The 18,105-nt window shown below is 55.0% G+C and carries 14 protein-coding genes; all 14 read right to left on the bottom strand.

Annotated elements, in window-relative coordinates:
- Positions 1–21: 21 nt before the first annotated feature.
- Positions 22–819, bottom strand: coding sequence for a TIGR00282 family metallophosphoesterase (locus SIC45_RS06015; protein WP_298784453.1), 798 nt, complete (start codon positions 817–819; stop codon positions 22–24).
- A 63-nt stretch (positions 820–882) separates the two neighbouring features.
- Positions 883–2,445, bottom strand: a complete 1,563-nt coding sequence (rny, locus tag SIC45_RS06010; RefSeq protein WP_319631408.1) for a ribonuclease Y — start codon at positions 2,443–2,445, stop codon at positions 883–885.
- Positions 2,446–2,790: 345 nt separating this feature from the next.
- Positions 2,791–3,876 carry a recombinase RecA gene (gene recA / locus SIC45_RS06005; RefSeq protein WP_298784446.1) on the bottom strand — a complete coding sequence of 362 codons (1,086 nt, stop codon included), beginning with the start codon at positions 3,874–3,876 and terminating at the stop codon, positions 2,791–2,793.
- 260 nt (positions 3,877–4,136) lie between these two features.
- Entirely contained in the window at positions 4,137–5,744 is a 1,608-nt protein-coding gene (locus SIC45_RS06000; protein ID WP_319631407.1) for a DEAD/DEAH box helicase, read from the bottom strand.
- Positions 5,728–6,981, bottom strand: a complete 1,254-nt coding sequence (locus SIC45_RS05995) for a competence/damage-inducible protein A (RefSeq protein ID WP_319631406.1) — start codon at positions 6,979–6,981, stop codon at positions 5,728–5,730. Before SIC45_RS05995 ends, SIC45_RS06000 begins: the two co-directional genes overlap by 17 nt.
- Before the next feature lie 21 nt (positions 6,982–7,002).
- Positions 7,003–7,581, bottom strand: coding sequence for a CDP-diacylglycerol--glycerol-3-phosphate 3-phosphatidyltransferase (pgsA, locus tag SIC45_RS05990; RefSeq protein WP_319631405.1), 579 nt, complete (start codon positions 7,579–7,581; stop codon positions 7,003–7,005).
- Between the two features lie 155 nt (positions 7,582–7,736).
- Positions 7,737–8,648, bottom strand: a complete 912-nt coding sequence (locus SIC45_RS05985; protein WP_319631404.1) for a helix-turn-helix domain-containing protein — start codon at positions 8,646–8,648, stop codon at positions 7,737–7,739.
- 24 nt (positions 8,649–8,672) lie between these two features.
- Positions 8,673–9,446, bottom strand: coding sequence for a DUF3388 domain-containing protein (locus SIC45_RS05980; RefSeq protein ID WP_298784437.1), 774 nt, complete (start codon positions 9,444–9,446; stop codon positions 8,673–8,675).
- Between the two features lie 77 nt (positions 9,447–9,523).
- Positions 9,524–10,249, bottom strand: coding sequence for an elongation factor P 5-aminopentanone reductase (ymfI, locus tag SIC45_RS05975; RefSeq protein WP_319631403.1), 726 nt, complete (start codon positions 10,247–10,249; stop codon positions 9,524–9,526).
- Positions 10,242–11,537, bottom strand: coding sequence for an EF-P 5-aminopentanol modification-associated protein YfmH (gene yfmH / locus SIC45_RS05970; RefSeq protein ID WP_319631402.1), 1,296 nt, complete (start codon positions 11,535–11,537; stop codon positions 10,242–10,244). Before yfmH ends, ymfI begins: the two co-directional genes overlap by 8 nt.
- Positions 11,518–12,792: an EF-P 5-aminopentanol modification-associated protein YfmF gene (gene yfmF, locus SIC45_RS05965; RefSeq protein WP_319631401.1), complete on the bottom strand. Its 1,275-nt coding sequence runs from the start codon at positions 12,790–12,792 to the stop codon at positions 11,518–11,520. Before yfmF ends, yfmH begins: the two co-directional genes overlap by 20 nt.
- A gap of 11 nt (positions 12,793–12,803) precedes the next feature.
- Entirely contained in the window at positions 12,804–15,185 is a 2,382-nt protein-coding gene (locus tag SIC45_RS05960; protein WP_319631400.1) for a DNA translocase FtsK, read from the bottom strand.
- A 104-nt stretch (positions 15,186–15,289) separates the two neighbouring features.
- Positions 15,290–16,954 (bottom strand): ribonuclease J, encoded by a 1,665-nt coding sequence (locus tag SIC45_RS05955; protein WP_319631399.1) that lies wholly within the window; start codon positions 16,952–16,954, stop codon positions 15,290–15,292.
- A gap of 264 nt (positions 16,955–17,218) precedes the next feature.
- The gene (dapA, locus tag SIC45_RS05950) at positions 17,219–18,091 is read right to left on the bottom strand and encodes a 4-hydroxy-tetrahydrodipicolinate synthase (RefSeq protein ID WP_319631398.1); all 873 of its coding nucleotides are present in this window, start codon (positions 18,089–18,091) and stop codon (positions 17,219–17,221) included.
- Between the last annotated feature and the right edge of the window lie 14 nt (positions 18,092–18,105).

The following is an 18,105-nucleotide window of genomic DNA, read 5'->3' as shown; positions in this document are numbered from 1 at the left end:
CTTTTTGCTCAATATTCTTTTTTATTCGAAGAATGGGTGGGCTTCGTCAATGCGGATACGTTCAATCGTTGTCGCTTTTCCGGTTTTCGGATCCGCTTTCACAACGACTCCATTTAACTGTTCCCGCCCCTCGGCCACTTCAAACTTGGTGGGCAGATTCGTCTGAAACTTTCGTATGATCGCTTCGCGCTCCATGCCGAGAATACCGTCGCTCGGGCCGGTCATGCCCGCGTCGCATAAAAAGGCGGTCCCACCGTCGAGGATCCGGTCGTCGGCGGTCTGCACGTGGGTGTGGGTACCGACAACGGCGCTCACCCGGCCGCTTAAAAACCAGCCCATCGCCTGTTTTTCGCTTGTCGTTTCCGCGTGAAAGTCCACGAAAATAAAGTTCGTACGTGCCGAGGCCTCCGTGACAAGCTCATCGGCCTTCTGGAACGGATCGTCGTTCGGATTGCCCATAAACGTCCGCCCGATCAGGTTAATGACTGCCACCTCCTGGTCGTTGATGCGCAGGTATTTGATCCCTTCCCCGGGCACGCCCGCCGGATAGTTGGCCGGCCGGATCATCATTTTGGCCTCGTCAATGAATTCGAAAATATTTTTGTTATCCCACGTATGGTTGCCCATCGTAATCACCTGAGCTCCTGCCTGGAGCAGCTGCTTGTAAATCTTTTCGGTGATGCCTTTACCGTGGGCGGCGTTTTCGCCGTTCATGATCGTGACCGTCGGCTGGTACCTGCGCTTCAGGCGCGGCAGGTACTCCTCCACCATGTTCCGTCCCGGGGATCCGACGATGTCGCCGATAAATAAAAATTTCATGTCTGTGACTTCCTTTCTTCGCGTGTGGGCGCATAAAAAAATAAAGCGGTGGCGTTCACCGCTTTATTTCGCATAATCTACTGCCCGGGTCTCCCGTATCACCGTTACACGGATATGGCCCGGATAATCCAATTCACTTTCAATCCGTTTTGTGATGTCCCTTGCCAGCTGCGGTGCCAGCTGATCGTCCACCACATCCGGCTTCACCATAATCCGCACCTCGCGTCCGGCCTGAATGGCGAAGGTTTTTTCGACCCCTTTGAAGGATTCCGAAATTTCTTCGAGCCGTTCCAGGCGGCGGATGTACGTTTCAAGCGTTTCCCTGCGTGCTCCCGGCCGTGCCGCGGACAGCGCGTCTGCGGCAGCGACGAGGGAAGCAATCACGGAGGTTGCTTCGGTATCCCCGTGGTGGGAAGCAATACTGTTGACGACGACCTCGTGCTCTTTGTATTTCCTGCCAAGCTCGACGCCGATTTCCACGTGGCTTCCTTCGACTTCATGGTCGATGGCCTTCCCGAGGTCATGAAGCAGTCCGGCGCGGCGGGCCAACTGTTCGTCTTCCCCGAGTTCGGCAGCCATCAGCGCGGTCAAATGCGCCACTTCCATCGAGTGCTTCAGCACGTTTTGGCCGTAGCTTGTCCGGAAGTGAAGGCGTCCGAGAATCTTCATGAGATCCGGATGCAGCCCGTGGATGCCCATTTCAAACGTTGCTTCTTCGCCGTATTCGCGGATGAACTCATCCACTTCCCGGCGTGCTTTTTCGACCATTTCCTCGATACGTGCCGGATGAATGCGGCCGTCCTGCACGAGGCGTTCAAGCGCAATGCGCGCCACCTCGCGGCGGATCGGATCGAAGCCGGAGAGAATGACGGCTTCCGGGGTATCATCGATGATAAGATCAATACCGGTTAACGTTTCAAGCGCCCGAATGTTGCGTCCTTCACGGCCGATGATCCGCCCTTTCATTTCATCGTTTGGCAGGTTCACCACAGACACCGTCGTTTCGGCGACATGGTCGGCAGCGCAGCGCTGCAGGGCCAGGGATAAAATATTCTTCGCTTTTTTGTTGGCTTCTTGTTTGGCCTCTTCTGTGCGTTCCTTGATCAGAAGCGCCGTTTCGTGTTCCATTTCCTGTTCGGTTTCGCGGCGGATCAGCTCTCTTGCATCCTCCCGCGACATGCCGGAAACACGTTCAAGTTCCTCCTGTTGTCTGGCGAGAATCTCCTCCACTTTGCTGTTATTTTCCTCAACCTGTTGTTGTTTTTCGTAGAGAGACTCCTCTCTGCGCTCCAAGGATTCTTCCTTTTTGTCCAACGTCTCACTTTTACGGTCAAGGCTCTCTTCCTTCTGCATCAAGCGGTTTTCTTGTTTTTGAACTTCATTTCTTCGTTCATTCAGAGTACTCTCTGCTTCTGCCCGAATTTGATGTGCTTCGTCTTTAGCTTCCAACCGCGATTCTTTTAAGATTGTCTCTGCCTGCCGCTCAGCTTCTTTCACAATCTGGCCGGCTTCGTGCTCGGCGCTTTTGAATTTCGCTTCGGCAATCGCTTTTCGGACAAAATATCCAATCAAACCAACTATCAATGCACCGATAACAAGCAAAATGGAGATGATTGCAGTGTTCATACATGTCACCTCCTCTTGCTATCTGATTGTTCACTTTCGGTTGTTGCGAAAGTTGCATTGATGATTCTTTTTCGTGTCCGCATTGTTCTGCTTGCGAATTAATACGCTCATCGAAGTGCGGAACAAAACAAACGTTCCACTTCTTTATTGTATCTTTACCGCCGGGCGCTGTCAAGAAAGCTCACCGGCAGGAATCCCTGTTTTTATGGGGATTGACACCGTTTTCTTTTCTCCCGGGCCCCGGCGTTCTCTGCCCGCCCGGCAGGCGTTCCGTGCCCTGCTGCTTTCCCCAGACCTATTTCTGCACGAAAAAAGGCGCCGGAATTCCGGCGCCTCGGCAATGCTTTAACGATTCGTATCTGCTGTTTCTTCCTCTTCGGCAAGCAGCCCGGATTCTGCCGGAGCTTCCGGCTCTTCCTCTGGCTCTTCCGGTTCGGACTGGATGTCGTCGAGCTTGTAGTGGTCGCGAATTTTCCGTTCAATCGCCGCGGCCGTTGCTTCATTTTCCTTCAGGAACTGCTTCGAGTTTTCCCGTCCCTGTCCAAGACGTTCGCCTTCGTAGGAGTACCATGCGCCGCTTTTAAGCACGATGTCGAGCTCGGCACCGATATCAAGAATGGAGCCCTCGCGCGAAATGCCTTCCCCGTACATGATATCCACTTCCGCCTGACGGAACGGCGGTGCTACTTTGTTTTTCACTACTTTGATTCTCGTTTTGTTACCGACCATTTCGTTGCCCTGTTTGAGCGTTTCCGCCCGGCGCACTTCAAGACGCACCGAGGAGTAGAATTTCAGCGCACGGCCGCCGGGAGTCGTTTCCGGGCTGCCAAACATGACGCCGACCTTCTCACGGATCTGGTTGATGAACATGGCGATCGAGTTCGATTTGCTGATCGCCCCGGACAGCTTCCGCAGGGCCTGGGACATCAGGCGTGCCTGCAGGCCGACGTGGCTGTCGCCCATTTCGCCTTCAATCTCCGCCTTCGGCACGAGGGCTGCCACGGAGTCAATGACAAGAATATCGATCGCGCCGCTTCGTACAAGTGCTTCGGCGATTTCAAGCGCCTGTTCGCCCGTGTCCGGCTGGGAAAGAATCAGGTCATCAATGTTGACGCCAAGCGCCCGGGCATAGCTTGGATCAAGAGCGTGCTCCGCGTCGATAAAGGCTGCCGTGCCCCCGTCGCGCTGGGCCGCGGCAATGGCGTGCAGGGCCACAGTCGTTTTACCGGAGGATTCCGGACCGTAAATTTCCACAACACGTCCGCGCGGATAGCCGCCGACCCCAAGGGCAATATCTACGGCCAGGGCGCCGGTGGAAATGGTGGAAATGCGGCGGTCAGTCTGGTCGCCTAGCTTCATGATCGATCCTTTGCCAAACTGTTTTTCGATGCGGCTCAGTGCTTGATCCAATGCGGCTTTTCTTTCGTTCATCTTATCTCTCCTTCAAGGATATATACTATTAAACAGATACTCTCTTCCCCACGAAGAGCGTATCCATACATGCCTGCTGTTATTCAGGAAGCGTTCCCGCTGTTTTCCTGCTTTCTACATTATATCTTTTTTTGTTCGATTTGCCAACAGATATGCGAACATTTATTCGTGTTTTTTCCATACCCCCGAAACCTCCTGCCGCTGACAGGCTGACGGTAAAAAAACTCTTCAGCGGCGGCTGCCGCTGAAGAGCGAACGGATTACTGAGACTGGCGCTGCGTGTTCCGGTTCGGACGGGCCGGGCGGGGCTTCGCCGGCTCGAGGTTCACGCGCGTGCCGTTGATGCGAGCGTGCCGGAGGGCTTCGTACACAAACGGCGCGCTGTCCTGCGGTACTTCCACAAAGGTAAATTTATCAAAAATATCAATCTTGCCGATCGACTTGCCGGGAATGCCGACAGCGTTCGAAATTTCCTCGATCAGTATTTTCGGCGTCATGTTCACATTGCGGCCGACATTGATAAAGAATCTTGTCATGCCGCGGGCGCCGCCGGTTTCACCGAAGCCGCTGCTTTCGTCGGATTCGCTCACCGTGGCGGCAAAGTTCAGCTTCATCAGCGAGCGGACCACATCCTTCGGATCATACTCGTTGAGAAGCTCGTCCGTAATTTCATTAAAGAGGCTGAGCTCCGACTCCTCCTCCATCTGCGAGGCAATCTGACGTTTCCACGCCTCCTGCTGCTTTTCCACCACTTCTTCGATGGTCGGCACCCGGTGCGACGGAATGTACATTTTGATTTCGGACTCGATCGAACGCAGATGCTTCATTTCGCGAGGCGTGACAAGCGTCAGTGCTTCGCCCTTGCGTCCGGCTCTGCCTGTGCGGCCGATGCGGTGCACGTAGCTTTCCGGATCCTGCGGAATGTCGTAGTTGATCACGTGTGTGACGTTCTGCACGTCAATACCGCGCGCAGCCACGTCTGTGGCGACGAGAAATTCGATCGCACCGGTGCGGAATTTGTTCATAACGGCGTCGCGGTGCTGCTGGGTCAGGTCCCCGTGCAGCCCGTCTGCGAGGTAGCCGCGGGCCTGCAGAATTTCGGTCAGATCTGCCACACCTTTTTTCGTCCGGCAGAAAATAATGCCAAGGTCCGGATCGCGCGCGTCCAGAATCCGGCAGAGCGAATCCTGCTTGTTGCGCTCGAGCACCTTAAAGTAGGACTGCTCGATATTTGGCGCCGTCACTTCACTTTTGTTGATCGATACTGTGACCGGATCCACCATGTATTTTTTCGACAGCTTGCGGATTGCCGGCGGCATCGTCGCCGAGAACAACAGCGTCTGCCGGTCGACGTTCACCTGCTTTAAAATTGCTTCAATGTCCTCCACAAAGCCCATGTCAAGCATTTCGTCCGCTTCGTCAAGCACCACGGTATTTACCTTGTCGAGGTGCAGAGTTTTGCGGCGGAGATGATCCTGCACCCGGCCCGGCGTACCGATGACAATCTGTACGCCCTGCTTGAGTGCTTTAATCTGATGGCCAATCGACTGGCCGCCGTAAATCGGCAGCGAACGGATGTTTAAATGCTTGGAGAGCTTCTGGATTTCCGAGGAAACCTGAATGGCAAGCTCGCGGGTCGGAGTAATGATAATCGACTGCACGTGCGGCTCCTCGGTTACTTTATTTAAAATCGGAATGCCAAACGCTGCCGTTTTGCCGGTACCGGTCTGTGCCTGTCCGATCAGATCCTTCTGCTCGAGGGCGTCTGGAATCGCTTTTTCCTGTACCGGGGACGGCTCTTCAAAGCCCATCTCCCGTACAGCCTGCTTTAATTCGTCCTTCATTTGAAAATCATTGAATGTTGTCATTTTCTACCACCTTTTCTTTCCATAACAATCGGCACCCTTCATATAAAGCCATAAAGCGGACACGATCCCTGGTGCCGGCGATGTGAATTTGTTTTGAGATCGTTCCGTGCGGTCCGGAAACTCCGATCCAGACGAGTCCGGGCTCTTTACCCTCATCGCGGTCCGGCCCGGCGACACCGGTAAAGGAAATACCGACGTCGGTGCTGAATTTCTCTTTTACCTTTTCGGCCATCGCTTCTGCGCAGGCTGCGCTCACAGCGCCCTCCTCGTCAAGCAGCGGCCGGTCAATGCCGAGAATGTGCTCTTTGGCTGCTTTGGAATACGTCGTGACCGACCCCTGAAATACGCTTGATGCGCCCGGGATGTCCACGATGGATTTTGCGAACCAGCCGCCGGTCAGGCTTTCTGCCGAAGCGATCGTCTGCGAGCGCTCTTTCAGCACATTCACCGTATGATTAAAGACCGAATCATCATCGTAGCCGTAAAAATGCTCCCCGACTCGGCCGAGCACCTGATCCTCGACGCCGGCAATCATCTGCACCGCTTCATCCTCAGTTGCGGCAGCTGCCGTCAGCCGGAGCGTGACTTCGCCATCGCCTGCCAGAGGGGCGATGGTCGGATTCGTCTGGGCTTCAATCAAATCCTGCAGCTCCTCTTCAAGCGAGGATTCCCCGATGCCGTAAAAACGGAGCACCCGGGACGAAACGAGCCTGCCGCTTCCGGCAAGCGCCGCCACGTATGGCTCGACGTCATACTTGTACATGGATTTCATTTCCCGGGGCGGCCCCGGAATTAAAACGTAATGCGTGCCGTTTTCTTCAACGGCCATCCCGCAGGCCATGCCGTTCTGGTTAACAAACACCGTGCTGCTCTCAGCGTAGTGCGCCTGGCGCATATTGGACGCCGGCATCGCACGGCCCGTCCGGCCGTAGTAGTCCCTGATTTTCTGCGCTGACGCTTCGTGCACGAGCAGTCTGCGGCCGGTAAAATCAGCCACCACGTCCTTGGTAATATCGTCCTGCGTCGGTCCGAGGCCGCCGGTCAGGATAACGATATCCGCCCGCTCGGAGGCTTCCCCGACAGCTTCGTGCATCCGCGCTTCATTATCCCCCACCACGGTATGACGGAAGACATTCACCCCGAGGGAAGCTAATTCCTTCGATAAATACTGGCCGTTCGTGTTGGCAATCTGGCCCAACAGAAGCTCTGTTCCTACTGCAATAATTTCTGCATTCATTACACGTTCCTCCGATACAGCTTACATCGTCTTCATAATCACGGCGCGGTTTTTCCAGAAATAATCGACGCCGGATATGATCGTTAAAATAACAGCGATCCACATGAGCACGTCACCTGCCGGAAAGCCGGCGTAGGAAAATGGAAAGTGATGAAGCAAGAGCACCACGATAGCAACCATTTGGAATGTGGTTTTCCATTTCCCGAGTCCGCTTGCCGCGATAACGTTCCCTTCCCCGGCAGCGACCAGCCGGATACCGGTGACCGCAAATTCGCGGCTTAAAATAATAATTGCCATCCAGGACGCAAGCATGGAAATGTCAATCAGCACAAGCAGCGCCGCCGTGACGAGCAGCTTGTCTGCGAGCGGATCCAGAAACTTGCCAAACGTGGTCACCAGGCTGTACTTTCTTGCAATATAGCCATCGAGCCAGTCGGAGACGGCCGCGATCGCAAAGATGACCGCCCCGATGAAATGATGCACTGGCAGCTCAGCGTCTCCCACCGGCCAGGTGCCAAACGGAAAAGGCACCAATACGGCGATCACGAATAACGGAATCATCAACACACGGGCAATTGTAATTTTATTGGGTAAGTTCATCTGCGTCCTCCTACTTGCAAATCGTGCCATTCCGTCCACATTCCAGTCTTTCATATTGTATCACATATCTTTTTTTCTCATGGAACAAAACGCACAATTTGTTTATGGCAAAGCAAAGCCTTCGTTCTGAAAAAATTCAGAAGCGAAGGCCGGGTTTATTCTTCTGGCACCGCCGTAAATGTAATAACCTGGTGGGTGCCATCTGAAGGATAGGTGAATTCCCGCCCGTTGACGGTCAGCTCCATGTTGTTCGTGTTGCCGACGTTGACGGTGATTTCTTCCTCCTCATACGTTTCTTCGAGCTCGTCGCCGTCGGACTGACTTGGAAACATATCGAGCATCTCGCCGCCCGCATCCGTTACATCCACGTAGGAGTTACCGCTGAAGCTCATCACAAGCTCAAACGTTTCCGCCCCGATGACATCATAGGACGCATTGTCTCCTTCCGATGAGGTTTCCTCCAGCTGGATATCGGCGTCTGCGGGGTCCTCTTCTTCAGTGCTTTCGTCTTCTCCCCCGCCAGATCCCGTGTTATTATCCGGGGAGTTTTCGGCGCTCTCCTCCGAAGCTCCGCCGCCTTCTTCCTCCGGCGACCCGGATTCAAACTGGACGCCGGTGCCTTCATCGCTCTGCTGCTCGGTCTGTGTATCGCTGCTTACATTTTGAAACAACAGCCAGATGCCTGCCCCAATGATAAGAAGAAAAATAAGCGCAAAAATAAAGGGCAGGAAGGATGTTTTTTTCTTTTTCTGCTGCGGCCGCCCCTGCTGGCTTCTGCTTCGCGTCTGCTTTCTGGACGCCCGCGACGGCATCTCTGCCGGCTGCTGCCTGGGTTCCGGCAATTCATGGCCATACTGCCGGAACACGTCCTCAGCGTCAAGGCCGAGCGCTTCAGCGTAGCTGCGGATGAACGCCCGGGCATAAAACGCCCCCGGCAGCGCCCCGTAATCACCGCTTTCAATTGCCTGCAAATACCTTCGTTGAATTTTTGTGCGCTGCTGCATCAGCTCGAGGCTTGCTCCCTGGCGCTCACGTTCACCGCGAAGGTACGGTCCTAATTCTGCCATAACGGCTCACCTGCCTCTTTCACGTTAACTAATATCAAAGGATGAAAACCCGGAATCCACCGTATCGTACGAGATCACCTGGCTTTCATCATTTCTGAGCTCAATCATGCAGTCAAAATCTTCCGCCGTATATGACGTTTCGCGTATGAAAATATCCGGATGCTCCACAACCTTGACCGCGGGCAGCCGCATGATCTCCTCCACCAGGTCGCGATGCTTCCGTGCCGCGCGCATTGTCGTGACAATGCCGTCGATAATGAACACATGGCTGTTCGTCCGCTCATCGTCGCCAAGCTGGGTGCGCATCGTCTGGCGCAGAAGCGTCGATGATACAAACGTCCAGCGCTTATTGGCGCATACGCTTGCGGCCACCAGGGATTCAGTCTTCCCGACCCGCGGCATTCCCCGGATACCGACAAGGTAGTGACGGTCCTTTTTAAACAGCTCGGCCATAAAATCAACCAGAAGCCCGAGGTCCGGACGCACAAAGCGGAACGTTTTCCGGTCATCGGCATCGCGCTCAATGTAGCGGCCGTGACGGACAGCGAGCCTCTCGCGAAGGCCCGGCTGTTTGACCTTCCGCACGGAAATGATCTGTATCGTATCAAGGATGGCACGCAGCCGCTGGATGCGGTCATAGCTGTCACAGCGCAGAAGCAGCCCCCGTCGGTTGCCCTCCACCCCGTTGATGGTCACAATATTGATTGCAAGCATGCCGAGCAGCGAAGAAATGTCCCCGAGCAGGCCGGGGCGGTTTTGATGAATTTCGTACTCCACGTACCATTCGTTGCCAGCCATCAGACGTCCCCCTCTTTGTCTCTACTGCTTTTATTGTACGTCATTTTTCCCCATTTGAACAGAAGACACACCGGGTTTCACGACGGAAATAAACCGTCAACGCGGAGCACTTCCCCGTGCACATAAGCGGCATCCGGCGAGCATAAAAATGCAACTGCGCCGGCTACTTCCTCGGGCGTACCGATCCGTCCGAGCGATACCTGCCCGGCAACGTCCTGCCGTTCCTCCTCCGACAGATGGCCGAGCATTGGAGAGGCAACCGCCCCCGGGGCCACGGCGTTTACGCGCACGCCGGACGGGCCGGTTTCTTTGGCGAGCGACCGGGTAAAGGCTTCAATCATGCCCTTGGCCGCTGCATAGGTCGATTCCATCGCCGCCCCCTCCCGGGCCCAGACGGAGCTTACAAAAACGATTGTCCCGCGCCGGGCGGCGAGCATGTCCACTAGGAGCGCGCGGCTGATGGCAAGGGCACTCATCGCATTTGTCTGAATAATGGCATTTCGGTGCGCGTAGGTGGTTTCCTGAAACAGTATGTATTCCTCCATGCCCGCAGCATGAATATATGTATCAATATTTTTTGGCAGGCGGGACACAAACGCCTCCTGGCCTGCCTCAGTGGCAAGATCGCCGTAGACTGTTTCTGCCTGCTGCCCGTGCTGGCGGCAGCGCTCTGCGGTCTGTTCCGCTTTTTCATTTCCCCTGCAGTAATGAAGCAGAAGCGGGCGGCCGGAAGCAGCGAGCCGTTCGGCTGCTGCTCCTCCAATCGCTCCGCTTGCTCCGGTCACCAGCGTCCAGTCAGGCATCTGCTTCAGCCTTCTGGTCGATAATGGATGTCGTCCGGTTGTCGATACGAAATTCGCTCTGCAGCAGGTTGGAAATATCGTCAAACGTCACCTGCTGCATAATCTCCACCGCGTCCATGACCGAAGCGCCGTGAAACGCGTAGCGCGTGCCTTCAGTAGCAAGAAATTCGGTGGAATTCAGCTGTTTGACGAGCTGGCCGAGCAGTTTTTTGCGCATCCGCTCAAAGCGCCGTTCGTCCATGCCTTCGGTCTGGGCGTGTTCGATAATGTCCAGAATCCGGGCCTCAGTTTCTTCCGGCTTCGGCGTGTTGCCGCCAAACGCCGCAAGTGAAAACGAACGCTCAATCATTGCCTCGCTCGAGAAGCTGTCATCGATCAGCCCTTCGGAGTACAGTGTTTCATACGCCTCCGATCCTTCCCCGAACAGCGTTTCAAGCAGCAGCTCGAGCCGTGCTTCCTGATACAGCAGGTTGTCCGTTTCGCTGTGCAGCGACAGCTTGTAGCCGAGAAGCACCTTCGGCAGGCGGATGCTCATCCTTTCGACCGCTTTGGAATGAAGCGCCGTCGCCGGCTCATCCACTTCAATACGCTCCACGTGATCCATCGGGGTAAATTCCTTATGCGCCTGGTTGCTCCGCACGAGCTCAAAAATCTCCTGCGGCTCCACCGCGCCGGCCACGTACAAAATCATGTTCGCCGGATGGTAAAACGTATGATAGCACGTGTACAGGTCATCCTTGGTGATTCGGCTGATGGACTCGGCGGTGCCGGCAATATCAATCCGGGCCGGGTGACGGTGGTACAGATTACCGAGCAGCTGGAAAAACAGGCGCCAGTCGGCATCATCGTCGTACATGCTGATCTCCTGGCCAATAATACCCTTTTCTTTTTCCACGCTTTCCTCGGTGAAATACGGATGCTGCACAAAGTCGAGCAGCGTATGCAGGTTCACCGCGGTGTCATCGGTGCTTGAAAACAAATATGCCGTGCGCGTGAAGGACGTGAACGCATTGGCTGAAGCGCCCTGTTTGCCGAACGTGTCGAATACGTCGCCTTCTTCGTCTTCAAACATTTTATGCTCCAGAAAATGAGCGATGCCGTCCGGCACCTGCACGCTCTGCTTCTGTCCGATCGGCACGAAAGCGTTGTCGATGGAGCCGTAGTCGGTCGTAAAGGTGGCAAACGTTTTACTGAATCCCTGCTTCGGAAGCACGTACACCCGGAGGCCGTTTGGCATGATCTCCGAGTAGACGGTTTCCTGCAGCTGATCATACTGTTGTTTCTGCATCTTCATCTTCCTTTCCGTGTAGGAAAAATACGGTATCAAGTACGATTGAATTCGCGCATGCAAGCACGTCGTCCGCGCTCACCTGCTCAATTTCTTCGATCCATGTTTCAATCGGGCGGACGCGGCCGGCCATTTTTCCCTGAAAATGCAGAGCTGCCAGCCCGCCCGGGGCGTCGGTGGTCTCACGGATCTGGTTGATAAGCATACCCTTCGTCTGGGCCAGCAGTTCCTCTGAAACGGGCTCCTGTTGCAGCGCCTGCAGCTGTTCGCCGATCACTGCTTTCACCTGTTCGTACTGCTCCTTTTCAATGCCGGTCATCACCATGACCAGCCCCTTCTGGCTTTCGTAGCGGGAAGCAGCGTAATAGGCGAGGCTCCGTTTTTCACGCACCTCCTGAAACAGCTTCGAGTGCGGAAAGCCGCCGAACAGGCCGTTCGTTACCTGCATCGCGGCAAACTGCGGATCGTCCTGGGTAACCGTCGTCCGGTAGCCGAGCTGCAGCTTGCCCTGATGAATGTCATCGGACTCCTCCACGTAGCGTACACGCGGCGGACGTTCTGCTCCGTCTTCGACCGGCGGGAGGCTGCTCCGTTCAGGAAACTGGCCTGTGACCGCCTCGACGTCGTAAGACTCCACGTCGCCGACCACGTAGACGTCAATGGCGTCTTCCACCAGAAACTGCTCATACACGTCGTAGAGCTTCTGCTCATCGAGCGCCTCCATCCGGTGGGCATCGCCGAGCGGATGCACCGAATACGCTTCGGCGCTGCACATTTCCTGCACGAGACGCATGTTGGCGTAGCGGTCCTTTTCATCATAAATCGTATTGATTTTCTGCAGCAGCGTCCGCTTTTCCTCCTCGACAATTTTCGGGTTGAACGCGCGGTTCTCTGCGAGCGGTGCGTGTACCATCTCCGCTAAAAATGCGGTCGCTTCGGCAAACAGGTCCTCCTGCGCCGGCAGATACTGTTCATTGACAAATTCCATGCGAAAGCTCATCACATGGTAATTGCCGCGTTTGCCGACGTCCACACTGAACGTGGCGCCGTACAGGTCGTCGAGCTTTTCTTTTATATGGGACTGCGACGGGTAGCGCAGGCTCCCTTTTTTCAGCACTCTGGCCAACAGCGCCCGTCCCGCTGCGGTATGTTCGGACAGCGGGGCACGGCACTGCATAATGACAGCCGTTGTTTTAAACTGCTTCGTTTGAAATAAATGCACCGGAATATTCGTGTTCGTTGTCACTGGCTGCATCAAAATCCTCCTCAACTATGGTGCGTATCTTCCTTTTCTTCGGCCGGTTCGCCGCTTCCGCCGCGGGTATCGCCGAGCACTTCACGCGGCTTGCTGCCGCCGTATGGCCCGACAATGCCACGGTCTTCCATTTCATCGATCAGGCGGGCTGCCCGCGTGTAGCCGATGCGGAACCGGCGCTGCAGCATCGATACCGATGCACTCTGCATCTGAAGAATCATATCCACCGCTTCGTCAAACAGCTCGTCACTCGGCCGTTCGGCCTGCGCCGGCTGTTCGTCGGGGATCATTTCCTCCTGGTACTTGGCTTTCTGCTGGGCAACGACGGCCTCGACCACCTGTTCCACTTCATGGTCGGACACAAACGCCCCCTGCACACGGGTCGACTTGTTGGAGCCGATCGGGGAAAACAGCATATCGCCTTTGCCGACCAGCTTTTCCGCTCCGCCGCTGTCAAGAATCGTCCGGGAGTCCGTCTGGCTCGATACTCCGAACGCAATCCGCGACGGAATATTTGCTTTGATGACCCCGGTAATGACGTCCACGGACGGACGCTGGGTCGCGATAATCATATGAATGCCGGCCGCACGTGCCATCTGGGCGAGACGCGTAATCGCATCCTCCACCTCACTCGAGGCCACCATCATCAGGTCGGCGAGCTCGTCAACAATGACGACAATGTACGGAAGCTCGGGCTGCTTGGCCCCGCCTTTATCGTTCTGCTTCCGGATCCATTCGTTGTAGCCTTCAAGGTTTCTCGTGCCGGTGTGCGAAAACAGATCGTAGCGGCGTTCCATTTCGGCCACCACCTTTTTCAGCGCCTGGGCCGCCTTCTTCGGTTCAGTAACGACCGGAGCCATCAGATGGGGGATACCGTTATACACGTTCAGCTCCACCATTTTCGGGTCAATCATCAGCAGCTTCACTTCATGCGGACGCGCCCGCATCAAAATACTCGTAATGATGCCGTTGATGCAGACACTTTTTCCGCTTCCCGTCGCCCCGGCGACAAGCAGGTGCGGCATTTTATGCAGGGAGGCAAGAATCGGTTCACCGGAAATGTCCCGGCCGAGCGCGACATCAAGCACGTGGTCGTCTTTTTTCTCAAGCGACTCGAGCACCTCCCGGAGCGTTACCATCGCCACCTCTTGGTTCGGCACTTCAATGCCGACGGCGGATTTGCCCGGAATTGGCGCCTCAATCCGGATGTCCCGTGCCGCGAGCGCGAGCGCAATATCATCGGAGAGGTTCACAATTTTGCTCACCTTCACCCCGACGGCCGGCTGGATTTCGTATTTAGTTACCGCAGGCCCTAAATGCACCTCCGAGACGTTTGCTTTCACCCCGAAGCTCTGCAGCGTTTCCTCAAGCTTTTTGGCGTTAGCTGAAATCTGCGAACGCTCCTGCTGCTGGTTCTGATTTTTCGGCGCCGAAAGCATCGTAAGTGCGGGCAGCTGATAATTTTTGTTTTCCGTCTCCCCCTCGGTGACGCTCAGCATATCCGGGCGCTCCACGTCGGGCCCGGATTCAGCCGGAGTCTCCACTGCTTCTGGTGCAGATGCTTCTTTTTTGCGTGCAGGCCCCTCCGGCTTCGGCGTTTCTTTGGCCGCCGGCGACTCCTGGTACGCCTGCTCGGTAAACGAGAAGATTTTCGGCTTTTCTGCGCCTTCCTTCGTTTTTTCCGCAGGCGTCTCCGGCGCTTCCTTCTGCTTTGGCGCGGCCTTGGCGGGCTCTTCTTTTTCCCGGGCTTCCTTTTGCTTCATCCGCTCCGCGCGGCGCTGCTTGCCTTTTTCGACCGCCTGCGCTGCTCCCTGTTTGGAGGTCTTGGCCACCCAGGCTCCGCCTGTCTGCATGGTATGTTGAAAAGACCACTGCATAAGTAAAAACAGTCCCGCGATCATAAGAAGCACGGACACAATGTACGCCCCGGCTGTCCCGATCAGAAAATGAACAGCATCGTAGACTAGTGCGCCGATCGATCCGCCTCCAGTAGAGGCTGCTCCGGAGCGGTCAAGCCAGCCGTCACGCCCGAACGTTTCCATAAAAACAGAAATCGCCGGATCGCTCATGCCCGAAGCCCAGCGCACCTCTGTAAAAAGAAGCACTCCAAGGAAAAGAAGAGCGCCGCCTGTCCATCGCAGCGGAAACTGCTTCACGAGGTTTCGGTTGATCATCCATACAATGGAAAAAGCAAGTATAAGCAGGTTTAACATCCACCAAAGGTCCCCGGTAAGCCACTGGGACCCGGAGCGGAGCAGCTGTCCGGCCCACCCCCAGCCGCCGAGCGATATGAGGGCAAGCAGCGCAGCCGCAAGCGCCGGCCATGAAAACGCCGGCTGCCTGTTTCTGTTCGACGAGGTTCGTTTTTTCTTCCGCTTCGCCGTTTTTGCCATGGTTTGGCTCCTTTCTCCCGAAAAAAACTCTATTCAATAAAACACCCCCTGCCCGCCAAACTGGCTAATGCAGGGGTGTGTCATGGCAAGCTTTTCGCGTGCTTTTAAATTTCCATAATAATCGGCAGAATCATCGGGCGCCGTTTGGTTTTTTCAAACAGAAAACGGCTCATGGAGTCCCGGATGCTGCTTTTTAGCGTCGACCATTCGCTCACATTTTCACTGATCGATTTCTCCAGTGTTTCGGACACTTTTTTATGCGCTTTTTCCATCAGCTCTTCGGATTCACGCACGTAAACGAAGCCGCGGGAAATAATATCCGGGCCGCTGACGATGGTGCCGGATTTTTTGCTGAGCGTCACCACGACCACGAGGATTCCGTCTTCGGACAGCAGGCGGCGGTCCCGAAGGACAATGTTGCCCACATCACCGATGCCGAGGCCGTCAATTAAGACGTTGCCGGCCGGTACTTTACCGGTTTTTACGGCTTTGCCTTTGCTGAATTCCACAACCTCCCCTTTATCAAGCAGGAAGACGTTGTTTGGATCCATACCGGTTTCTTCCGCGAGCTCCCCGTGCACAAACTGCATCCGGTACTCGCCGTGCACTGGAATAAAGTACTGCGGCTTCACCAGGTTCAGCATCATTTTGAGCTCTTCCTGACGGGCGTGGCCGGAGGAGTGTACGTTTTCGCCCATAACGACCTCTGCACCGATCTGGTAGAGAAAATCGATTGTCTGCGATACCGTTTTTTCGTTTCCGGCTACCGGGTTGGCGGCAATAATAACCATGTCGCCTTCTTCAATGGTTAAGTTGTCGTCTTCGCCCTTCGCCATATTCATCAGCGCAGAGACCGGCTCGCCCTGGCTGCCTGTGCATAAAATCGCCACTTTTCTTGGATCCATGTCCTCGACCTGGTCGGTCGTAATGAAAATGTCGTCCTCGGCATCCAGATACCCGAGCCGGCGCGAAATCTCAATCGTTTTTTCCATTGCCTGTCCATTCACGGCAATCCTGCGGCCGCTCTCTTCCGCTGCATGGATCACCTGCTGAATGCGGTGGATATTTGTCGCAAAGGTGGTAATCACAATGCGTCCTTCGGTTTCCAGAAAGATATCCATGATGCCGTTGCCGGCAATCGCTTCTGACGGACTTACGCCCGGCACTTCCGCATTAATGCTGTCGGAAAGCAGGCAGAGTACACCCTTTTTACCGATTTCGGTCAATTTATCAAGGCTCGTATACTGCCCGTCGACCGGCGTCTGGTCAAATTTAAAGTCGCCGGTGTGTACAATAATGCCTTCCGGTGTCTGGACGACCATGCCGACCGAATCCGGAATGCTGTGGTTGGTCCGGAAGAAGCTTGTCTTCAGCTGACCGGTCTGGATCACACTGTTGTCGTGTACCACCCGGAAATCCGGTTTCTTGCGGAGCCCTTTTTCTTTTACGTACGACTCCACGATGCCAAGCGTAAGCTTGGTGCCGTAGATCGGCACGTGCACCTGGCGGAGAATATAGGTTAATGCTCCGATATGGTCTTCGTGTCCGTGGGTCAAAAAGATCCCGCGGAGCTTTTCCTTGTTCTGGGTTAAGTATGAAATATCCGGAATAACGATATCAATTCCGAGCATGTCATCTTCTGGAAACATTAGTCCTGCGTCTATAACAATCATGTCCTGTTCCGATTCTATAACGTACATATTTTTTCCGATTTCCCCGATACCGCCAAGGGAAAAAACACGAACGTTACCATTCGCTTGTGTGGCCAAAGTATATTTCCTCCTAATTTAAAAATGAATTATTGCTGACGTCGATTTACGGCCCCAAAAAGAAACATTTTTCCCTTTGAGTGAATGGTTTCCGCACAAATCACTTATACTCAGTATAACCCAGGCGGTTTTTGAAATACAAGAGAAACTATTGAGACCAGGCATTTTGCGCGGCCCCGCACCGGCAATTTCTTTTTTCTGAATCTATGTATATAAAACGGGACACCGTCAGCGGGGCTGACGGTGTCCTGATAAAAATAATCCTTAGGAAGCAGCGGTAAACCACTGCTCAAGCTGGCGGATTTCGGCATCCGTCAGCGGCACGAGCGGCAGGCGGGTGTAACGGCCGGTTATTCCCATCTGTTCAAGCATCGCCTTTACCGGTGACGGGTTCGGAGCCATAAAGCAGGCCCGCATCTTCGGCAGAAGCGTCCGGTGCGCTTCTGCCGCCCGCTGCACGCGTCCGGAAAAGAAATCCGTCATCATCTGCTTCAGATCCTCCCCGGCAATGTGCGCCGCCACAGAGACCACGCCGTCGCCGCCGACCGAAAGCGTCGGGAGCGTCAGCGAATCATCGCCGCTGAACAGCTGGAAATCCTTCGGCGCTGAAGACAGAAAGTGCGAGATCTGATCAAGGTTTCCGCACGCCTCTTTCACCGAGGTGATATTGGAAACCTCCGCAAGCCTAAGCAGCGTTTCCGGCAGCAGGTTAACGATGCAGCGCCCCGGAATATTATAAATCATCAGGGGCAGTGTCGTGGCGGCTGCAATTCGCTGAAAATGCTGATACATGCCTTCCTGGTTCGGCTTATTGTAATACGGAGTGACCGCCATCAGGCCGTCAATCCCGATCTTTGTCGCTTCGTTCGCCAGATCGGCGGAGTACGCTGTGTTGTTCGTACCGACGCCGCCGATCACATCCATCCGGCTGCCGGCGATGTCCTTCACCAGGCGGAACAGCTGCAGCTTCTCTTCACTGCTGAGCGTCGGAGATTCTCCGGTGGTGCCGGCTACAACGACGCCGTCGCTTTTTGTCGCAATCAAATGCTCCGTCAGCTGCTCGACTTGCTCCCAGTGAATGTCGCCATTTTCATGAAAAGGTGTAACCATTGCTGTAAGTAACTGTCCAAAAGCCATAGGTCGGCTCCTTT

Origin of the sequence: Marinococcus sp. PL1-022 (genome assembly GCF_033845285.1) — a bacterium.
Classification (GTDB): Bacteria; Bacillota; Bacilli; order Bacillales; family Marinococcaceae; genus Marinococcus.
This window is presented reverse-complemented; position numbering and strand designations above follow the sequence as displayed.